Below are 20,388 nucleotides of genomic sequence, written 5' to 3'. Positions count from 1 at the left end.
AGAAAACCAGCATGCAACTGCCCCCAAAAGTGACGGATCGCGCCTTTGACCGGCTCGCCGAAATCGGCGCAGCGGATCAGGGTCAGGCCCTGCGCATCGCGGTCGAAGGCGGCGGCTGCTCGGGCTTTCAGTATGAAATCGCGCTCGACACGCCGAATTCCGACGACCTCGTGCTCGAAGGCAAGGGTCAGAAAGTCGTCGTCGACGAGATCTCCCTGCCCTTCCTGGAGAACGCGGTGATCGACTTTACCGAGGAACTGATCGGTGCGCGCTTCACGATCGAGAACCCCAACGCCACCTCCAGCTGCGGCTGCGGCACGTCGTTTTCGATGTAACGCGCTTGCGCCGCCACGGCTTGGGTCCGGCGGCGCGTGCCCGGGCACCTCAGCCGCCAGGACAGGATGTGGTCCGTATATCCAGCGCGTGACCAACCGTCGCTCGGGCGCTGATCGCAGTCACAGACAAACGCGCAGACCGGCTAACGCTCAGCGCCCGGCCCGCCAAGTGCCACGGCGCCGCGCCCGTCCCGTGGATACGATATTGCGCGCCTGCGTCCGCCGCCGACCGCCGCCGGGCACTGCGGGCAGGCGTGGCTTGGGCTGCGCCGCGGCGCGCGCGGCCTGCGCCTGGTCCCACACCAGGAACACACCGGAGGCCGCGACCACCGCCATGCCCAGATAGGTCGTCACCGGCGGCACCTCGCCAAAGGCGACCAGCCCGATCAGTGCCATCCAGACAAATTGCAGGTTCAGCAAGGGTGTCACGGTATAGGCTGGCAGATGCCGCAGCGCCAGCACCAGCAGCCAGCGCGCGCCAAACAGCAACACCGCATAGGCCCCCACCCAGGCCAGATCCACCGCCGTCATCGGCTTCCAGACAAAGGGCAGCATGCAGAGCATCACCAGCCCCAGCGTCAGGTTCGGATAGAACACCTGCGCCAGCACATTGCCGTCATAGCGGCTGATGTAGCGCGCCATGACGATGGACAGGGTTCCGAAACTCATGCCGGCCATGGCCATCGCCGAGCCGGTGAACGCGCCCATATGCACCCCCGGGTGCATCACCAGCAACCCGATGCCGCCGAGGCAGATCGCCAGCCAGACCGCAGGCCGGATGCGCTCTTTCAGGATCAGACCGGACAGCACCGCCGCCATCAACGGCATGAGCGCGACAAAGACAAACACCTCGGCCAGGGCCAGATACCGGAAGGCAAAGTAGAAGCTGGTGCAGGCCAGAACGGTCGCCACCGCCCGCACCGCCATCGCGCGCGGACACTGTGTCCGAAGGCGCTCGGGATGTCCCTGCATCCGGCTGGCCACCAGGCAGAACCCCGCCACCAGCAGGCCGGAGACGGCAAACAGCTGCGCAGGCGCAAACCCCGTGGCGATCAACTTGGTGATCCCGTCAGCCCCGGCAATCAGGCCGGTGTAAATCAGAACCGCCAGAACCCCAAAGGCGACCGGACTCATTGCGGCCCAACCTGCCCAAATCGCGCGAAGGTCTCAAAGAAGGCCTCGAACGCGGGCGTGCTGGCCTCGGCCTGCGCCAGAACCTCGCACTCTTCGGCGCTCAACGCCTGGCACAAGGTGCTCTTGATCTTTGGCCAGTCTCCTGGCGCCTGGTCCAACAAGGTATAAAGCGCCATCGACACCCCCCGTAACGCACCGGGGCTATGCGGCCCCTCAATCACTACCGACCCTTCGCAGTCTGCATCAGAAAAGGCCGTGCGTCCAACCACAAGTTGAAACCAGTTGCACATAAGGTAGGGATGGTAGTCATCATTGCCGACCCATCCGCGGGCCGGGGTGAGGGAAAACCCGTGCAGCTGACGGTCCAGCCAGGCCTGCCACTCCGCGGGTGGCGTCTCGTTGCAGAACCGCATTGCGATGCAGATTTCCGACAGCAAATCAACATCTTGGTCGAGATAGGCCACCAGCCCGGCAAACAGCAGGCTCTGCCATTCCTCCGGCTCCAGCTGCAGCGGCCGGCGCCCGTATTCGCTCAGGTAGAAGACCACATGCGTCAGCTCATAGGCGGCCTTGCGATTGGGCACCGCAAATTCCGCGCTCTGGCGCATGAACGCGCGCAACCGGTCGTCGAGCCCGTCCACGCCAGCCAGCTCGATCCCCCTGCGCGCGAGGAGCCTGCGCGCCTCCGCCCGTTGCAGATCGGACATTTCACTGACCCCGACCGCCCGGCGCGCCACCCAATCCGCCATGACCTCACCACGCGTTCCCGGCAGACCGAGATCCTCGAGATCCAGGCAGATCGAGAGAATGAACCGGTAATACTGGCGAAAGAAATTCAGATGCCGCAGGCTTCCTTCATAAAAAGGAAACAACGGCTCCATTACTTCACTTTCTATTTTACTACCTGTGGTTTCTAAAACATTCAGAAGCTCTGCATTCTCTTTCAACCACAGAACATCAAGACGATCCTTTCGAAATGAACCAAAACTCTCGAGGAGTCCCGGGATTGGGGATTCAGGTTTACGCGCCTGCGCCAAAGAAAATGAAAGCACTTGCCCCATGACAGCCCCCAATGTTCGGAAAATGAAATTTGCCCCGGCCGGAAACTGGATCACACCTCCATCCCGGCCGGGGATGGTAAATTACTTCACCGGATCGAGGCAGGTCGAAGACACCATATGGGTATCGTCGCCGGCGTGCAGATCACCCTTGGATGTGGAAATACATGTGGAGCTGTAGAGGGATACATGCGCGCCCTCATGTTCACCACCGAGGCACGTCGAGCTGACCAGGCCCACATTCTCACCCGCAAAAGCACCGGAAACGGTTTCGGACACGACAACAGTCTTTTTCAGAGCACCCATGATTTTTCTCCTCATCTGGATAAATCGATAATTAAAAGCTGCCAGCCCTCCAAAAATAATCAAGCATTAAATTGCGATACGCCAGAAATAGAGAATAAACCTTACATTAATTTCGATTAACAATAAATTGATTTCGGGATGCATTCGGACTTACCCACAAAAAATCCACAGCATTACCCACAACTACAAAACTGCAAAACAAATTGAAGCACCGACAGGTTGTGCGTGCATTCTTGCTAAGCGGGATCGCAAAGGGTGATTCTCTCGCAAACCGGGTATCTGCGCTTGGCTTTCGCCGCGGTGCCGGGGGACGCCTTGCGGGGGGCGGAGTTTTGGGCGATAGACATCGCAGCACGTTCAATTCGGAGGCCGCCATGAAGATCGCCAGTTTCAACATCAACGGCATCAAGGCCCGTGTGAACGCCCTGGCCGACTGGCTCGACGAGGCCCAGCCCGATGTGGCGGTGCTGCAGGAGATCAAATCCGTCGACGAAGCCTTCCCCCGGGAGATCTTTGAAGAGCGCGGCTATAACGTGGAAACCCACGGCCAGAAGAGCTTCAACGGGGTGGCGATCCTGTCCAAGCTGCCGCTGGAGGATGTCCGTCGTGGCCTGCCCGGGGATGACAGCGACGAACAGGCGCGCTGGATCGAGGCAACGGTGGTGGGCAAACAGGCCCTGCGTATCTGTGGCCTCTACCTGCCCAACGGCAACCCGGTCGAACTGAACGATGACGGCACGCCGGTTGCCGGGGGGAAATATGCATATAAGCTCGGCTGGATGGCGCGCCTGAAGGCCCGCGCCACCGAGTTGATGGCGGAGGAGATGCCGGCGCTGATGGCGGGCGACTACAACATCATCCCCCAGGCCGAGGATGCCAAACGCCCCGAGGCCTGGCGCGAGGATGCCCTGCACCGCCCCGAAAGCCGCGCCGCGTTTCAGCGTATCGTGAACCTCGGCTTTACCGAAGCCTTCCGCGCCCGCACCCGTGGCCCCGGTCACTATACCTTCTGGGATTATCAGGCGGGGGCGTGGAACCGCGATGACGGCATCCGCATCGACCATGTCCTGCTGACACCGCAGGCGGCGGATCTGCTGCGCGACTGCCAGATCGACAAGGACATTCGCGGACGCGAGAAACCGTCCGATCACGTTCCGATCTGGGTTGACCTCGATCTCTGACGCAAAAATCGCGTACAGCGGGCGCCCTCCCGCCCGTCGCGGACAGCATTAAAATGCGCCCGCTCCCGTTGGGCCGAGCGCCGCGCAGGCGCGCCCGAAGGGCGCGCCTGCGCGGCGCTGGTCGCTTTGGGCAAAGCCCAAAGCGAAACCTCTCCTCAAATTCAGGATTGATTAGCGCGCCGTCTCGTCGTGGCGATAGATCCAGTCAAACTGGCTCACCATTTTTTGCGGCGCAAGCGCCCCTGCCACACGCAGGATCTGATGGGCAGGCCAGCTCAGTGGCGGGCGCAGGTGGTATTTCCACGCATTGCCATTGGCCGCCTCCACCACCTTGGCCACCCGGGCCCGGCGGCGCAGCTGATAGGCCGACAGTCCCGCCTCAAGATCATCCGCAGCGGACAGGCAATCCGCCAAGGCATAGGCATCTTCGAGCGCCATATTCGCCCCCTGCGCCATAAAGGGCAGCGTCGGATGCGCCGCATCCCCCAAGAGCGCCACGCCATCACGCCCCCACACCTGCGCCACCGGGTGGCGGAACAGCCCCCAGAGCTTCACGTCACGCACATCCGCCAGCATCTCCGCCGCAAGACCCCCGAACATCGCAAACGCCCGCCGCAGGTTGTCGGGATCGTCCCCGTGGCTCCAGCTTTCCTCCGCCCATTGCCGCCGCTCCTGCGCCGCCACCAGATTGACCAGCGAGCCGTCTTTCAGCGGATAGGCCACCAAATGCCGCCCCGGCCCCATAAAGACCTGCGCTTCGGCCGCCAGATCAAACCGGTTTGGCACCGTCGCCCGCCACGCCACCTGTCCGGTAAACTTTGGCGCCCCTGCGGCGTTGAGCACTGGCCGCACCCGGGAATGCAGCCCATCCGCGCCGATGACCAGATCGGCGCCGCATTTGGCGCCATTGCCAAGCTGCACCTTCGGACGCGCGCCCGGCACCACCGTGCTTACCTTTTGCAACAGGCGCAGCTGCACGCCGGAGCGGCGCACTGCATCCGCCAGCAGATTGATCAGGTCGGCGCGGTGCACGAAGTAATAGCGCAGATCATGGGCGTATTGATCCAGATCCAGCCGCAGCACCTCGCGCCCTTCCCGGTGATGGCGCAGCACCACGGCGCGGGCGCGCTGCGAACACCAGGCCAGATCATCGGCCAGACCCATCGCCTTCAGCACTGCAACGCCATTGGGCGTGACCTGCAACCCAGCCCCGACCTCGGAAATTTCCTCGGCCTGCTCCAGCACCGTCACCTGCGCCCCCTGGCGCTGCAACAGGTAGGCCGCTGCAAGCCCGCCAATCCCGGCGCCGATGACCGTTATCCTGATATCCTTGAAATCCATGCACCCAATGCCCGCTTGCCAAGAGCAAGCTCATAACAAAAAAGCGCCGGAGCAAAAGGCCCGGCGCTTTATAAACTTGTGGATGACTGTAAAATTAGTCGTCGCGATGGACCTTCTCGCGCCGTTCATGCCGTTCCTGCGCCTCAAGGCTCATGGTGGCGATCGGGCGGGCGTCGAGACGTTTCAGGGAGATCGGCTCTCCGGTCACGTCGCAATAGCCATATTCTCCCTCGTCAATCCGGCGGATCGCGGCGTCGATCTTGGCCACCAGCTTGCGCTGACGGTCGCGTGTGCGCAGCTCGAGGGCCCGGTCGGTCTCTTCGCTGGCACGGTCTGCCACATCGGGAATGTTGCGGGTGTTTTCTTGCAGGCCCTCGATGGTATCCCGGCTTTCATCCAAAAGCTCGGCTTTCCAGTTCAACAACTTGCGGCGAAAATACTCCATCTGCCGTTCATTCATAAACGGCTCGTCTTCGGCCGGGCGATAGTCCTCCGGCAGAAACACGTCCTGCTTCATTTCGGCTCCTTCGGTCTGGCCCATAATCTTGGTCTCTTCAATCTTTCCAAGCATCATAGCTCCCCCATGCCGCAGCGTTTAATCCCAAGCGCCGCGAATGTCACTACACAATAGTTGCGCGCTGTGATTATACCGGACCCTGGCAGATCAATTCGGCAATACTAAGGCGCAACCGGAGGAAGAGTTGATGAGATTTCAGGGCACTAAGGATTACGTGGCCACCGAGGACCTGAAAGTCGCGGTCAATGCCGCCGTCACGCTGGAGCGCCCCTTGCTGGTCAAGGGCGAACCGGGCACCGGCAAGACCGAGCTGGCAAAGCAGGTTGCCGACGCGCTTGGGTTGCGCATGATCGAGTGGAACGTCAAGTCCACCACCCGCGCCCAGCAGGGGCTTTACGAGTATGATGCCGTCTCGCGCCTGCGCGACAGCCAGCTTGGCGAGGAACGCGTCCACGACGTCAGGAACTACATCAAGAAGGGCAAACTCTGGGAGGCCTTCGAGGCGGATGAGAAGGTCGTGCTGCTGATCGACGAGATCGACAAGGCCGACATCGAGTTCCCCAACGACCTGCTGCAAGAGCTCGACAAGATGGAGTTCCACGTCTACGAGACCGGCGAGACCATCAGGGCCAAGCACCGCCCGGTGATGATCATCACCTCCAACAATGAAAAAGAACTGCCCGACGCATTTCTGCGCCGCTGCTTCTTTCACTACATCCGCTTTCCCGATGCCGACACCATGCGCCAGATCGTCGAGGTGCATCATCCCGGCATCAAGGGCGACCTGCTGTCCGCCGCGCTGACGCAGTTCTACGAAATCCGCGAGACGCAGGGCCTGAAGAAAAAGCCCTCCACCTCCGAGGTGATCGACTGGCTGAAGCTCTTGCTGGCCGAGGACCTGAGCCCAGAGGATCTGAAACGGGATGGCGCCAACGCGCTGCCAAAACTGCATGGTGCACTGCTGAAGAACGAACAGGATGTGCATCTGTTCGAACGCCTCGCCTTCATGGCCCGTCGCGGGCGCTGAGCAGCCCCCCCCGAGTTCCGCCGTTTCAGCCCCGGGCAGAGCCGTTTCAGCCCCGGGCAGAAGGGTGCCCCCGCCCCGAGACCGGGCGGGGCGCGGTTGTTTCAAATTCTTGCCTCAATTTTCTGCAAAGACTGTCATACTCTACCGGGGCTGCCGGTCTGGCGGCGATGCGGGGCATGTTCGATTGACGATTTTACTTTCTCTAGCCGCACGGACACCTCGGAGTCTGGCGGCGGTCACAAGACCCATGGCCCTGGCCGGTCTGGCGCTGGCACTGCTGGCGGCAGGATGTGACACGGCCGGATCTCCGCCCTCGCGCGCCTCCTCGGCCTCGACCTCGCTGACGCTACCCCCGATCCGCACCTTTCCCACCCGCGCCGCCACGCCGGCCCACCGTGCCAACAGCGATATGGCGCGGGACTTCCTTGATCTGCACTTTCAGCTCGAAGGCGGAACACCGCTGCCGGTCTTCACCCGGTTCGAGGGCCCGGTGCGGGTGGCGATCACCGGGCAGCCGACGGTCACGATGCAACCGGATCTGACAGCACTTCTGGCACGGCTGCGCGCCGAGGCCGGCCTCGACATCCGCATGACCCAGGAGCCGGGCACCGCCAGCATCACCATCGAGGCCGTGCCGCGCCATCGGATTCAGCGCCTGCTGCCCCAGGCCGCCTGTTTCGTGGTGCCCAATGTCAGCTCTCTGGAAGAGTTCCGTCACAACCGCCGCGCGCCGCAGACCGACTGGAAAGAGCTGCGCAGCCGGGACCGGTTGGCCATCTTTGTGCCCAATGACGTCAGCCCGCAGGAACTGCGCGACTGCCTGCACGAAGAGCTTGCACAGGCGCTGGGACCGTTGAACGACCTCTATCGCCTGCCGGACTCCGTGTTCAACGATGACAATGTGCATGCGGTGCTCACCGGGTTTGACATGCTCATCCTGCGCGCGACATATGACTCGGCCCTGCACACCGGGATGACACGCCAGCAGGTGGCCGACCGTCTTCCCGCGATCCTCGACCGGCTCAATCCGCGGGGCCGCACGCAGGCCCCTGCCCCGTTGCCAGCCACGCCCCCCGCCTGGGTGGCGGCGGTTGAAACCGCGCTGGGGGCTGGCTCCAGCGCTGCCGACCGCAGGCGCGCCGCCCATGCCACCGCTGCCATTGCCCGGGACCTGGGCTGGCGCGACCACCGCCGCGCCTTTGGGCATTTTCTGGTGGGGCGCTCCGAACAGATCCGCAACCCCGCCTTGGCGCAGGCGCATTTCCGCACCGCGCTGACCTATCTTGGCACCGGCGCCGACACCGCCAAACACCGTGCCCTGATCGAATCGCGCCTCGCCGCCTATGCCTTGCGGGCCGGTGACCTCGACCGCGCGAGCACGCTGATCGAACGCGCCTTGCCCGCTGCGCGACGGGGCCAGAATGCCGCGCTGCTGTCCACCCTGTTGATGCTCAAGGCACAGCTGGCCGACCTCCGCGGCGATCCGCAAGCTGCCGCTGCCCTGCGCACCGACAGCCTTGGGTGGGGGCTCTATGGTCATGGCGCCGAGGTGCCCTATGCCAGCCCGCTGCAGGAGGTGGCCGCCGCACACGAAGCGCCACGCCCGTAACCCGCGCCCCCGCGCTGGAGCCGGCATCCTCCCAGCCCCGCCACCGGGCCTTTGCACATCCCGGACTCGCAAGCTATATGCGACACAACCGCCCCCTTCCGCTGGTTTGATCGCGTCCCTAAACCGGCCCCGGGGGTCCACTCCGCGCACTGGCGGTCTCTGACCGGTCAGTCCTAATCTGAATGAGACCCGTCATGATCGTGATCTTCGCATTGCTCTTTGGTGCAGCCCTTGGTGCCTTCAAGGCCCGCAAACGTGGCGGCAATATCGCCGATATGCTGCAATACGGGGCTGTCTACGGCATGATCTTTGGTATCCTCGGCCTGTTCGGCACCATCATCACCCACCGCATGCTGGTCTGACCCAAAGCGACGGAGACCCCATGTTTCAGCCCTTCTTCGAGAACTTGCGCGCCGCCGCCGTTCCGGTCTCGCTGCGCGAATATCTTGCGTTTCTGGAAGGGCTCAAGGCCGGTCTGGTCACCTATGACGTGGAGGCGTTCTACTACCTCGCGCGCGCCGTCATGGTCAAAGACGAGCGCAACCTCGACAAATTCGACCGCGCCTTTGCCGCCACCTTCGAAGGTCTCGACCAGATCCCCGCCTCTGCTGTGATGGAAGCCGTAGACATTCCCGAGGAGTGGCTGCGCAAGATGGCGGAGAAACATCTCTCGGCCGAGGAACGCGCCGAGATTGAGGCTCTTGGTGGCTTTGACAAGCTGATGGAAACCCTGAAAGAGCGCCTGAAGGAACAACAAGGCCGCCATCAGGGGGGCAACAAATGGATCGGCACTGCCGGAACCTCGCCCTTTGGCGCCTATGGCTACAACCCCGAAGGCGTGCGCATCGGCCAGAAAGAAAGCCGCCATCAGCGTGCGGTCAAGGTCTGGGACAAGCGTGAATTCAAGAACTTAGACGGCGATGTTGAGCTGGGCACGCGCAACATCAAAGTGGCGCTCAAGCGTCTGCGTCGCTGGGTTCGCGAGGGCGCCCGCGAAGAGTTGGACCTCGACGGCACCATCCGCTCGACCGCCGAGAACGGCTATCTCGATGTAAGAACCCGGCCCGAGCGCCACAATGCCGCGAAGGTCTTGTTGTTTCTCGATGTGGGCGGGTCGATGGATCCGCATATCAAGCTGGTGGAGGAATTGTTCTCCGCGGCCCGCAGCGAGTTCAAGCATCTGGAATACTACTACTTCCACAATTGCCTCTACGAGGGGGTATGGCGCGACAATCGCCGCCGCTGGGATGCGCAGACCCCAACCCATGAGGTGCTGCGGACCTATGGGCCGGATTACAAATGTATTTTTGTCGGCGATGCGTCGATGTCTCCTTATGAGATCGCCTATCCCGGCGGGGCGAATGAGCACTGGAACAAGGAGGCCGGTCAGGTCTGGCTGGAGCGCGCCCGTGCGCAATGGAACTCGCATCTGTGGATCAACCCGGTGCCGGAGAAATACTGGGAATACACCCATTCCATCCAGATGATCCGCGAGATCTTTGAGGATCGCATGGTGCCGATGACGCTCGACGGGCTGGAGCGCGGCATGCGGGAACTGACACGTTGAATGACGTGCGAAATATGCCTTAACGCATTGTAAAGGCTACGCTCTCTCAAATTGCAACCCGCATTTGGGGGAGCGCGAAGCCTGCTGGCCCACAAAAAGTATCAGCCCTATTGCCCCACTGTTTCGCGCACGAAACAAAAGGTCAGCTTTGCTGCCACATACTCAAGGGACACAGGGCCCATGCTATCCCCAGAGCCCCCACGCCGCCAACAGGACCACCGGCACAAAAAGCCACCCCTGCGGCAACACCCCATAGGACACCCCGCGCAAGGGCGGCCATGCGATGCCAATGCCTGCGGTCACGGCTGCCAGCAGTATCCCCGCCAGCGCCATGTCAGTGCGCCCAAACGCAGCGAGACATAAAAACAGCGCCATCAGCGCCAATGCTCCGGTCACCAGATGCCAGCACAGAAGAACTGTTTCACGCACGACCGGGATGAGCTGCTGATCCGCAGCAAGGGGCCGCGCACATTGCCGTCCCCCGACGATCCCATGCACCAAGGTCCAGACTGCAGCCAACGCCGCCGCACTCAGTAAGAAGACATTCATCGGATCAACTCCTGCTCAGTCAATAGGAGTGAACACCGGCCCCGGCCAGGGCGCTATAGGAACAAATGTCGCGATGCATCTAGCAAACTGGGAGGCTCCCGCCCCTTTCAACACAGGCAAAGCCTGCATCAAAAGCGTTGGGCCGGGCGGCGGCCGCGCCGAAGGCGCGGCCGCCGCCCCAGCGCGATTTGCAAAGCAAAGCGCAACACCTCCCCTGTTTCACTGGCCGCACGCGGCTCAGGCGCGGTCCAGCACCTCAACCGACAGGATCGTGGGCAGGTGGCGTGCAATCTCCTGCCATTGGTCGCCTTCGTTGAAACTGGCAAAGACCGATCCGGAATTGGTGCCAAAATAGACCCCTGCCGGGTCACGCCGATCCCCTGCCATGGCCTGACGCAGCACGGTGAAGAAACACCCCTCCTGCGGCAGCCCGTCCCGACAATCCTGCCAGCTCTCGCCTCCATCGCGCGAGCGCCACACCGCTGCTGCCGCGTCCGGTGGAAAGCGCCCGGCGCTATCCCCGTTCAGGGGCAGCGTCCAGATCGTGTCCGGGTCGCGGGGATGCACGTGGATGGGAAACCCAAAGGTCGAAGGCAGGCCGGCGTTGATGTCGTCCCAGCTGCGGCCACCATCGCGCGACTTCCAGACCCCATGGTGGTTTTGCTGATAGATCAGCTCATGATCTCCCGGAGCGCGCACCATGTTATGAACGCAATGCCCGGTCTCGCCATCGCGCGGCCCTGCGGGGTGGTCGTGATGCGCGCAACTTTCCGCATTGGACATCCGGTTGCGCCGCTCCCAAGTCTCACCGCCATCCTCGCTCGCAAAAACACCGGCTGCCGAAATCCCGCACCACAGGTGCGACGGTCGCTCCCGGTCGGTCAGGATCGTGTGCAGCACCAGCCCTGCCGCGCCAGGGTTCCAGCTGCCTGCCGAGGGATGATGGCTCAGCCCCTCAACAAGGGTCCAGTTCTCGCCGCCATCGCGGCTTTGCAGCAATGACGCAGGTTTGGTGCCCGCATAAAGCACCCCCTGCCCGATACCGATGGACCAGATCTGCTGGAAGTCGCTGCCAAAGGGCAGCTCGACGGGTTCATAGCCGATCATTGCCGCAAAATCGGGATCCTTTTCGGCCCAGTCATCAGTGGTGCCTCGGGTGAGGCGCGTGACTTGCCAGCTTTCGCCTTGATCCGATGAGCGCCAGATCCCGGCCCCATTCCACTCGCTGCCGCCACCAGCCCAGATCGTCCCGCTCTCGGCATCGCCGACCACATGGTTGATCGGCCAGCCGTCGCAGAAGGGGCCGCGCACGTGCCACCCGGTACGCTCCGTGCCCCCGTCGATCAGAAACGCGCCCTTGGTCGAGCCCACCAGTACCGTGACCGTGCCATCCATGCTTCCCCCCTCCCGTGTCGCCAGAATTGTGCCCTAGGGTAACATGGTGCTGGCATGCGGCCCCTTTAAAATTACGCGAACCGCTTGCCGCAGAGCCAAAACCCGCCCATATCAGGTTCATGCTGAGACTAACTCCCATCCTTTTGGCGGTGATCTACGGGCTGGTGATGTACCGCCTGTCCGTTTGGCGCACCCACCGCGAACTTGATGCCCGCTCGACCGAGCTGGCCGATCCACATCTCAAGCGCATGACCGACCGGCTTGCCGCCGCGCTGGAGTTGCCGCGCATCCCGGTCTACATCTATGAGATCGACCCGGTGAACGGTCTTGCCGCCCCCGATGGGCGCATCTTCATCACCCGTGGGTTCTATCGCAAGTTCCAGAACGGCGAGGTCACGGATGCGGAGCTGACAAGCGTCATCGCGCATGAGCTGGGCCATGTGGCACTGGGGCATGCCAAGAAACGGATGATCGATTTCTCAGGCCAGAATGCGCTGCGCACCGTGCTGATGATGGTGATCGGACGCTATATTCCCTTTATCGGCCCGTGGATCGCGGGTGTTCTTACCAGCCTTCTGGCGGCGCGCCTGTCGCGCGGCGATGAATACGAGGCCGACGAATATGCGGCCGCCCTTCTGACCAAGGCCGGGATCGGCGTGGAGCCGCAAAAGAGCCTGTTTCGCAAGCTGGAAGAGCTCACCAACTCCCGCGCGGGCATGGCGCCTGCATGGCTGATGAGCCACCCCAAGACGGATGAGCGCATTGCCGCCCTAGAGCGGCTGGAACACAAATGGGGCGACGCCTGACCCGCCGGTCCGGCCCTCTTATTCTCCTCGCCCCCTTGCACCCGCCCGCCGCGATCCTTACCTAAACCTTCCTGCAAGGAGAAGGTTTTCATGCGCTATTCCGTCCTCGACCTCGCCCCGGTGCCAGAAGGATCCACCACCGCTCAGGCGCTTGCCAATAGCGCCGATCTGGCCCAACACGCAGAGCGTTGGGGCTATCACCGCTACTGGCTGGCGGAGCATCACAACATGCCCGGTATCGCCAGCGCCGCAACGGCGGTGATGATCGGCCATATCGCGCAGGCGACCTCTACCATGCGCATCGGCGCGGGGGGCATCATGCTGCCCGATCACGCGCCTTACATGGTGGCAGAGGCCTTTGGCACATTGGCCGAAATCCATGGCCCAAGGATCGACCTTGGTCTGGGGCGCGCACCGGGAACCGATATGGCGGCGATGCGCGCGATGCGACGCGGGTTGCAGGACTCCGGGGATCCGTTTCCGCAGGACGTGCAGGAGTTGATCTCTTATTTCGGGCCACAGCGTGAGGGCAGCACTCTGCGCGCCATCCCCGGCGAGAACACGCAGGTGCCGGTCTGGATGCTGGGGTCGAGCCTTTACGGCGCGCAGCTTGCGGCAACACTGGGGCTGCCCTACGCGTTTGCCTCGCATTTTGCGCCGCAAGCGCTGGAGCAGGCTTTTGAAGTCTATCGCCGCCAGTTTCGCCCCTCACCGACCCTCGCAGAACCCCACGCGATGCTGGCGATCAACGTCTTTGCCGCCGAGAGTGATGCCGAGGGCGAGCGGCTGCGCACCACCATGCAGCAGGCTTTTGCCCGCCTGCGTCTGGGCATGCCCGGCAAGCTGCCGGCGCCCGTGGACAATATCGCGGATGTGTTGACGCCGGAGATCCTGGCGGGGGTCAATCAAGCACTGACCATATCGGCGACGGGATCAAAAGAGACGGTGCGCGGAGATCTTGCGCGATTGATCGAGACCTTTCAGCCAGATGAGGTGATCCTGACCGGGCAGATCCACGATCACGACGCGCGGCTGCGCTCCTTCGAGATCGCGGCAGAGATTTTGGGCAACAGCTGACAAAGGACGGCCCCCGAGCCTGGGTGGGGGTAAAGCCCCCTCCCATGGGGAGGGTCGGGGGCTGTCCGACCTCTCGGTCGGACGTGGCCTTGTTATTGACCCAAAGCCTTAGCAACACGTGGCAAGCGCGCCTTTTTCAACAGCGCCCGCATCTGCCAGACCTCGCCGGACAGCCGGTTCGCCTCTGCCAGAACCGCCTGCCCCACGGCTTCAATACCCTCAGGATCCTTCAGCCAGAAGTCATAGAGCAGCTCATCTGGCGCGATACGCGTCAGCCCCTCCTCCGCCAGCGTCTGGCGGGGAAAGTCCTTTGCATTGACGGTCACGATCCCATCTGCATGGCCCGCAATCGCAGCGGCAAGCACGTGAATGTCATTCTCATCCGGCAACCACAGACGCGCCTCAAGGCCCGAATTGGCCGCAACCGCCGCCTTTGGCCAGCCCGCGTTCAACAGCGCGATCTCGGCCTTGGCCTGCGCCGCACCGGTGGGACCAAGTTTGACCGCTGCCCGTTCCCACTCACCCAAAATACGCGCCGACCAGAGCGGCACAAAATGCCCCGCCCGCGCTGCCCCCAACAGCATCTCGCGCATCACCGTCGGGTAGAGCACACAGGTGTCCAGCAGCAGCTTCACAGGTAGGCCCTCAATCGAGACGGAAGAACACGGCCTTCAGATAGCCGCTCTCGGCCAGTTGCGGCATCTGCGGATGATCCGCGCCAGCATAGCCCGTGTGGAGCAGCTGCCCACGCCGCCCGCCCTTGCCGATCCCGCGTGCCGAGGCATTGCGGAACCGGGTCAGATCCGCCGCATGAGAGCAGGAACACAGACCCAGATACCCACCAGGCTTGACCAGAGGAGCCGCCAGCTTTGCCACCCGCTCATATGCGCGCAAACCCGCCTCAAGCGCTTGTTTTGAGGGCGCAAATGCGGGTGGATCACAGACCACCACATCAAATTGTGCGCCCTCTGCGCCAAGTGCCGCCAGCACGTCAAAGGCATCGCCTTGACGGGCTTTAAACCTGTCGCCGTGGCCGGAGGCCGCGGCGCCCGCTGTCGCAAGATCAAGCGCGGCAGCAGAACCGTCGACACAGGTCGCATGCCCCGCGCCCGCCGCCAGCATCGCCAGACCAAAGCCCCCCACGTGAGAGAACACATCCAGCACCCGTGCGCCCGGCGCCACCAAACGCGCGGCAAAGGCGTGGTTGTCGCGTTGGTCATAAAACAGGCCGGTCTTCTGCCCGCCGGTCAGATCCGCCATATAGGTGGCGCCATTCATCACCACCGGCACCGGTGCCTCGGGGGCCGCGCCTTTCAGCACTGCGTTCTGATCGTCCAGCCCCTCAAGCCCACGGGTGCGCCCGGAGGCGTTTTTCAGGATCACCGTGCAGCCGGTGACCTCGCCCAGCGCCTGCGTCAAAGCCTCCAGATGTACCTCTGCCCAGGCCGCATTGGGTTGCATCACGCATGTGTCGCCAAAACGGTCGATCACCACGCCGGGCAAACCATCGGCTTCGGCGTGCACCAGACGATAGAACGGCGCATCATACAGCTGGGCGCGCAACTCCTGCGCCCGCGACAGGCGCGCGGCACACCACGCCACATCAATCTGCGCTTCCGGGTTGCGGTCCAGCATCCGGGCGATGATCTTGCTCTCGGGGTTTATGGCCACCAGTCCGAGGCTGCGGCCCGCCTCATCCTCCAGCACCGCGAGGCTGCCGGGCGCGAGTTTCTTGGTGCGCCGGTCGGTCACCAGTTCGTTGGCATAGACCCAGGGAAAGCCGTGGCGGATGGCGCGGGCATTGGATTTGGGTTTCATCTTCACGCGCGGGCGCGGCGGCAGGGTCAGGTCAGCATCTGTCATGCCCCCACATAGCGCGAGTTCCCGCCTGCCCCAAGATAGAAAACGCATCACCGCCCCAAGGGCTGGCGCGCCGCCCGCGAGGCCGGTCAGTCAACCGTCAGGTGCTGCCTCTGCTCACCAGGCACCAGCCGTCGCCCAATGTGGGCTGTTGTCCGAAGGCATCGGGGCGATCGCCGGGGCAATGCTTCCCAGGGGCGCCAGAGTCGCATTCCGCGACGGCACATCCACCGCCCCGCATGCGGCAAGCGATCCGCCCAACGCAAGGACTGCCAGAAAACGCATGAAACCCATGGAACCCTCCTTCGTGCCGCCTTTGCGCGCACTCTTTCTGTCTGCTTGGCAGGGTTTTGTCGTGCAAAGAGGGCAGGAATTCGACGGAACCGGAACATTTTAAGGAGTTGTTAACCACAATCCAGCGCGCGGCCGTCGAGACCAGCGACGGGGCCAGTGACCAGATCAACAACGGGGCCGCCTGTCACCACCGACGCCGAGTTCCCGGCCAGCGTCCGGATCAGGACGCCGGATCCCGTGGCCGGGAGCGCCAGCCCCCGCGCCGTTTGGGGCGCTGCTGCCCCCCGGCCAGCCCGTCGCGCAGGACCACGGTCATCGGATGATCGGGATGGGCCGCGCCGTAATGGTCGAGCAGCACCGAGAGCGCCGCCTCGGTGTCGGTGTCCACCGGCATCGACAGCGCCCAGTCGAAAAAGATGCTGCGGCACTGGCTGGGGTCAATGCCCTCGATGCGATAGGATTCGCGGATCAGCCCCTTCGGGTCCAGTTCCTGAAGCTCAGAGGTCTGTGTCGTCATCCGTCTTGATCTCCGTTTCTTCTGCCGCGAACTGGCCCACACCCGCGTCGATCCGCACGGCCGCGCTTGCATAGGCGTCCTCAAGGGCCTGCTGCAACAGGCCGATGGTATCGTAACCGGTGCTGCGCAGCAGGAAGGCCGAGCCCCCCTCACCCCGCACCGCACCATCAGAGCCCTTGCCCGCAATCAGCCGCGCCGCGCTTTGTACCGCCCAGCATAGCCGATAGGCGGCGCCCAGCGCCTGCGCATCCGCGTCATCCAGCCACCCGGAGGCGACCCCGGCGGTCAGCCCGTCCTGCACCGCGCGCGTGGGCTGCCCGGCCAAGAGCGTTCCGGCCTGCGCCACCAATTCGATATCGAGCATCCGGCCCGGGCCGGTTTTGGCGTCCCACGGCCCGTCGGGCGATTTTGCGGCCGCAAGCCTGCGGCGCATCTCGGCGACCTCGCGCAGGACGTCGGTGCGATCTCGGGGACGGGCGAGGAAATCGCAGCGGAATTTTTCCAGATCCCGCGCGAGTGTGTCCTCTCCGGCCACCACACGCGCCCGCGTCAGCGCCAGATGCTCCCAGACCCAGGCGTCGTTCTCCTGATACTGGGTGAAGCTTTGCCAGCTGGTGGCCACCGGCCCCTGATTGCCGGAGGGGCGCAGGCGCATGTCGACCTCGTAGAGACGCCCCTCCGCCATGGGGGCGGTCAGGGCGGTCACCATCGCCTGGGTCAGCCGCGCATAGTAGGGCCGCACCGCCAGCGGGCGCTTGCCATCGGACATCTCCTCCTCCAGCGGATCGTAGATCATGATCAGATCCAGATCGGAGGTCGCCGTCAGCCGCCCTGCCCCCAGCGAGCCCATCCCGAGGATCACGCAGCCGCGCCCCGGCATCGGCCCGTGTTTGGCGGCAAATTGCGCGGCGACCTTGGGCAGCAGGCCAATGATCACCGCATCGGCGAGGTCGGCATATTGCTGACCGGCAGTATCGGCATCGATCAGACCGCGCAGGTGATGCACCCCGGTGCGAAAGTGCCATTCGCGGTGCCAGCGCCGGGTCAGGTCAAGCTGGCGTTCATAGTCGCTCTCACTGTCCAAGGCGTGCTTGAGTTCCGCAATCAGGGCCTCACGTCCGGGCCAGTCGGCAAAAAAGCCGCCATCGAGCACCGCGTCGAACACCGATGCATTGCGTGACAGGTAATTGGCAAGCGCCGGCGAGGTGCCAACAATATCGACCAGCAGATCAATCAGTTGCGGGTTGGCCTCAAAGAGAGAAAACAGCTGCACCCCGGCGGGCATTCCGGCCAGAAACCCATCCAGCGCCAATAGCGCCTCACCCGGATTGGCGGTGCGCGACAGGCGGCTCAGCAATTCAGGCTTCAGACGTTCAAAGATCCGCGCGCCGCGATCAGAGCGCAGCGCCGGATAGCTGGGCCAGCGCGCAATCACCGATTGGTCGAGATCCTCCGGCAGCGGCTCTGCCGCTCTGGCGCTGGTGCCGGGGGCAAAGAAATCCTCGGTCAGACAGTGCACCTCTTCCAGTCGCTCGCGCAGATCCGCGATAAAGGCCTCCGGCTCCACGTCCATCAGGCAGGCCACGCGCGACAGACCTTCTTCGGAGGTGGGCATGCGGTGGGTCTGGGCATCATGGACCATCTGGATGCGATGCTCGATCTCGCGGTGGTCGCGGTAGTGACGCACCAGCGTGTCGGACACCTCCGCCGAGATCCACTCCGCGCGCGATAGCGCCTGCAACCCTTCGACGGTGCCCCGCACCCGCAGCGACGGATCGCGCCCCCCTGCAATCAGCTGGCGGGTCTGGGTGAAGAACTCAATCTCGCGGATCCCGCCGCGGCCCAGCTTCATATCGTGCCCCAGAACCGTGATCGGGCCACCGGTGCCTTTGTTCTCGCGGATGCGCAGGCGCATGTTGTGGGCGTCTTCAATGGCGGCGAAATCCAGGTGCCGCCGCCACACGAAGGGCGTCAGCGTCTTGAGGAACTTCTCGCCCGCCGCGATATCGCCCGCACAGCTGCGCGCCTTGATATAGGCGGCGCGCTCCCAGGTGCGGCCAAGGCTCTCGTAATACTGTTCCGCTGCCGCCATCGCCAGCGCCACCGGCGTCACCGACGGGTCCGGGCGCAGCCTGAGATCGGTACGAAAGACATAGCCCTCGGCGGTGCGATCGTTCAGCGCCGCGCTCATATTGCGGGTGGCGCGTACCATGGCCTGACGGGCCTCAAGGAAATCATCCCGTTCAAATCGGGTTTCATCAAAGAGGCAGATGAGGTCGATGTCGGAACTGTAGTTCAGCTCATAGGCGCCCATCTTGCCCATGGCAAAGACGCTCATCCCGCCTGCGGTGGCGATGTCGTCTTCGCTCATCCCCGGCAGCTTGCGCCGTTTGATCAGCAGCGCGATTTCCGCCTTCAGCGCCACATCCACCGCCAACTCACCAAACCGGGTGAGCGTGCCCGTGACCTCTTCGAGCGGCCAATGGCCCGAAAGATCGCACAACGCACAGAGCAGTGCGATCCGGCGTTTGCCTGCGCGCAGCACAGACTTCACCTGATCCGGGGCAGAGGCGCGGCAGGTTTGAAAGACCGCGTCGCGCGCGCCTTCGGGATCGGACAGGGCCGCCTCGATCCAGTCGCGCTCGGATTGGATCAGCGTCTTCAGGTAGGGGCTGCTGCCGGCGGCCCCCAGGAGCACGGCCCTGGCATCGGGTGCCAGATGCGCAAGACCGGCAACCGCCTCGGTCCCGATGTCCGGGTCCAGCGGGCGGGGGCAGCGATGTATCGTCAGCGAGGTCGTCATGGCGAGAGACTGTGGCGCGCAGCCGGGAGGGTCAATCCCAATCTCGCGCCAAAGCCCGGATCACTCCGGTAACAGATTTGACTTTTTCAAATGCGCTGGCCGAGCACGGAGGCCGCAAAAGACTCGGGAGGATTAAAAACGACAAAATGTCGCATAAAAGGAGGTATTCCTTACCAAATTCCGGCGCACTACCCACTTCCACGAATGCAGAAACTGCGATATTATGGTAACGTGGTCACGTTCCCGTTTCGGGGACCGAGTGATTCAGGTAAACAGTACAGATGTCCAGGCACAGTCTTTGTCCTGGATTGCCGGGCGACAGTCCGGATTTAGCGTAAAGGTTAACACGTGGTTTTGGGAGCGTGACCGCATCCTTGGCCTTCCTTCATCAGACGCCGTCGCGCGTCCCGAGGTCGCATGGCTCAGCCATTGGTGCTTGCGCCGCGTTTTCCGCCTGTTTTTCGACGGATATCCTGTAATCCTGACCCAAGTGACACGCTCCACCGCCGGTGCCCCACGCGCAGCGATGGGTGATGTCCCGGCGCATCGGCGCGCCTGGCCTTGCTCCTGATCTGTTAAGACTCGGCCGCGTGACCGGACCCCCTCCCTGTCAACAGATGCATCGCGCCCCTGCGACAGAACCGGCAGGTGGACAGGCAACCTCGCGTCGTCTGGCCGGGAGGCGACCAGACCGGCCGACGACGCAGCGCGCCCTGCCCTCCCACCTGAGCGACGACCGAATCCGTAAAACCAGCCCCGAATCCGCCGGGTCTGCGGAGCAGACTGATTCTGTCGGAAAGCGCATGCGTCTCGTGTTTTTCGGAAGTCCAACACGATCACCGACAACCGGGGGCTGCAAGATCCGCGTCCTGCCTACATCAAGAATTGAAAATTGTGAATATAATTCAATGCAAGCTTGACTAAACTTTGAGCAGCTTACGATGATTATACGTAGGAGAAGCTTTTCTAACCCAAATTTGTACCAGTCGCGTAAAGAGTGGGCGGATAAAGA

19 protein-coding genes are annotated in these 20,388 nt (G+C 63.2%); 8 read left to right on the top strand and 11 right to left on the bottom strand.

What is annotated here, in order from left to right:
• The first annotated feature begins 11 nt into the window (after positions 1-11).
• Positions 12-335: an iron-sulfur cluster assembly accessory protein gene (locus MHM88_RS00315; RefSeq protein ID WP_239321867.1), complete on the top strand. Its 324-nt coding sequence runs from the start codon at positions 12-14 to the stop codon at positions 333-335.
• Positions 336-485: 150 nt separating this feature from the next.
• Here MHM88_RS00315 and MHM88_RS00310 read toward each other — a convergent pair whose 3' ends face one another.
• From MHM88_RS00310 to MHM88_RS00300, 3 genes are all read right to left on the bottom strand, one after another.
• Positions 486-1,469 (bottom strand): DMT family transporter, encoded by a 984-nt coding sequence (locus tag MHM88_RS00310; protein WP_239358895.1) that lies wholly within the window; start codon positions 1,467-1,469, stop codon positions 486-488.
• Positions 1,466-2,350 (bottom strand): hypothetical protein, encoded by an 885-nt coding sequence (locus MHM88_RS00305; RefSeq protein ID WP_239358893.1) that lies wholly within the window; start codon positions 2,348-2,350, stop codon positions 1,466-1,468. The genes MHM88_RS00310 and MHM88_RS00305 overlap by 4 nt, the downstream gene beginning before the upstream one ends.
• A 261-nt stretch (positions 2,351-2,611) precedes the next feature.
• Positions 2,612-2,833, bottom strand: a complete 222-nt coding sequence (locus tag MHM88_RS00300) for a hypothetical protein (RefSeq protein ID WP_239321873.1) — start codon at positions 2,831-2,833, stop codon at positions 2,612-2,614.
• Between the two features lie 374 nt (positions 2,834-3,207).
• Here MHM88_RS00300 and xth point away from each other — a divergent pair, with 374 nt between their 5' ends.
• Complete coding sequence (xth, locus tag MHM88_RS00295) at positions 3,208-4,014, top strand: exodeoxyribonuclease III (protein WP_239358891.1); 807 nt, start codon at positions 3,208-3,210, stop codon at positions 4,012-4,014.
• Between the two features lie 171 nt (positions 4,015-4,185).
• Here xth and MHM88_RS00290 read toward each other — a convergent pair whose 3' ends face one another.
• Both MHM88_RS00290 and dksA read right to left on the bottom strand, forming a co-directional pair.
• Positions 4,186-5,355, bottom strand: coding sequence for an FAD-dependent oxidoreductase (locus MHM88_RS00290; RefSeq protein WP_239358889.1), 1,170 nt, complete (start codon positions 5,353-5,355; stop codon positions 4,186-4,188).
• A 94-nt stretch (positions 5,356-5,449) separates the two neighbouring features.
• A complete protein-coding gene (gene dksA / locus MHM88_RS00285; protein WP_005634254.1) occupies positions 5,450-5,872 on the bottom strand; it encodes an RNA polymerase-binding protein DksA in 423 nt (140 codons plus the stop codon).
• A 187-nt stretch (positions 5,873-6,059) separates the two neighbouring features.
• Here dksA and MHM88_RS00280 point away from each other — a divergent pair, with 187 nt between their 5' ends.
• The 4 genes from MHM88_RS00280 to MHM88_RS00265 all read left to right on the top strand — a co-directional run bounded on the left by MHM88_RS00280 (position 6,060) and on the right by MHM88_RS00265 (position 10,075).
• Positions 6,060-6,899 (top strand): MoxR family ATPase, encoded by an 840-nt coding sequence (locus MHM88_RS00280; protein ID WP_239321879.1) that lies wholly within the window; start codon positions 6,060-6,062, stop codon positions 6,897-6,899.
• A gap of 247 nt (positions 6,900-7,146) precedes the next feature.
• Positions 7,147-8,508: a DUF2927 domain-containing protein gene (locus MHM88_RS00275; protein WP_239358887.1), complete on the top strand. Its 1,362-nt coding sequence runs from the start codon at positions 7,147-7,149 to the stop codon at positions 8,506-8,508.
• Positions 8,509-8,702: 194 nt separating this feature from the next.
• A complete protein-coding gene (locus MHM88_RS00270; RefSeq protein WP_239321883.1) occupies positions 8,703-8,870 on the top strand; it encodes a hypothetical protein in 168 nt (55 codons plus the stop codon).
• A gap of 20 nt (positions 8,871-8,890) precedes the next feature.
• A complete protein-coding gene (locus MHM88_RS00265; protein WP_239358885.1) occupies positions 8,891-10,075 on the top strand; it encodes a VWA domain-containing protein in 1,185 nt (394 codons plus the stop codon).
• Between the two features lie 183 nt (positions 10,076-10,258).
• Here the strand turns inward: MHM88_RS00265 and MHM88_RS00260 are convergent, their stop codons facing one another.
• Together MHM88_RS00260 and MHM88_RS00255 are read right to left on the bottom strand one after the other, a co-directional pair.
• The gene (locus tag MHM88_RS00260) at positions 10,259-10,624 is read right to left on the bottom strand and encodes a hypothetical protein (RefSeq protein ID WP_239358883.1); all 366 of its coding nucleotides are present in this window, start codon (positions 10,622-10,624) and stop codon (positions 10,259-10,261) included.
• A 237-nt stretch (positions 10,625-10,861) separates the two neighbouring features.
• On the bottom strand, positions 10,862-12,019 hold the full coding sequence (locus tag MHM88_RS00255) for a sialidase family protein (protein ID WP_239358881.1): 1,158 nt from the start codon (positions 12,017-12,019) through the stop codon (positions 10,862-10,864).
• Positions 12,020-12,138: 119 nt separating this feature from the next.
• On the opposite strand from MHM88_RS00255, the gene MHM88_RS00250 reads away from it, so the two are divergent.
• Both MHM88_RS00250 and MHM88_RS00245 read left to right on the top strand, forming a co-directional pair.
• Positions 12,139-12,825, top strand: a complete 687-nt coding sequence (locus tag MHM88_RS00250) for a M48 family metallopeptidase (RefSeq protein WP_239358879.1) — start codon at positions 12,139-12,141, stop codon at positions 12,823-12,825.
• A gap of 90 nt (positions 12,826-12,915) precedes the next feature.
• The gene (locus MHM88_RS00245) at positions 12,916-13,902 is read left to right on the top strand and encodes an LLM class flavin-dependent oxidoreductase (protein ID WP_239358877.1); all 987 of its coding nucleotides are present in this window, start codon (positions 12,916-12,918) and stop codon (positions 13,900-13,902) included.
• A 92-nt stretch (positions 13,903-13,994) separates the two neighbouring features.
• Here MHM88_RS00245 and MHM88_RS00240 read toward each other — a convergent pair whose 3' ends face one another.
• The 4 genes from MHM88_RS00240 to MHM88_RS00225 form a co-directional block, all read right to left on the bottom strand.
• The gene (locus MHM88_RS00240; protein ID WP_239358875.1) at positions 13,995-14,537 is read right to left on the bottom strand and encodes an RSP_2648 family PIN domain-containing protein; all 543 of its coding nucleotides are present in this window, start codon (positions 14,535-14,537) and stop codon (positions 13,995-13,997) included.
• Positions 14,538-14,547: 10 nt separating this feature from the next.
• The gene (locus MHM88_RS00235) at positions 14,548-15,765 is read right to left on the bottom strand and encodes an RSP_2647 family RNA methyltransferase (protein ID WP_239358873.1); all 1,218 of its coding nucleotides are present in this window, start codon (positions 15,763-15,765) and stop codon (positions 14,548-14,550) included.
• A gap of 511 nt (positions 15,766-16,276) precedes the next feature.
• Positions 16,277-16,573, bottom strand: a complete 297-nt coding sequence (locus MHM88_RS00230; protein WP_239321900.1) for a hypothetical protein — start codon at positions 16,571-16,573, stop codon at positions 16,277-16,279.
• On the bottom strand, positions 16,554-19,376 hold the full coding sequence (locus MHM88_RS00225; protein WP_239358871.1) for a glutamine-synthetase adenylyltransferase: 2,823 nt from the start codon (positions 19,374-19,376) through the stop codon (positions 16,554-16,556). Before MHM88_RS00225 ends, MHM88_RS00230 begins: the two co-directional genes overlap by 20 nt.
• Positions 19,377-20,388: the final 1,012 nt, after the last annotated feature.

This window comes from Epibacterium sp. MM17-32 (assembly GCF_022348205.1).
Lineage (GTDB): Bacteria > Pseudomonadota > Alphaproteobacteria > Rhodobacterales > Rhodobacteraceae > Epibacterium.
Note: the sequence above shows the minus strand (reverse complement) of the source record. Positions and strands in the feature narration are given on the sequence as shown.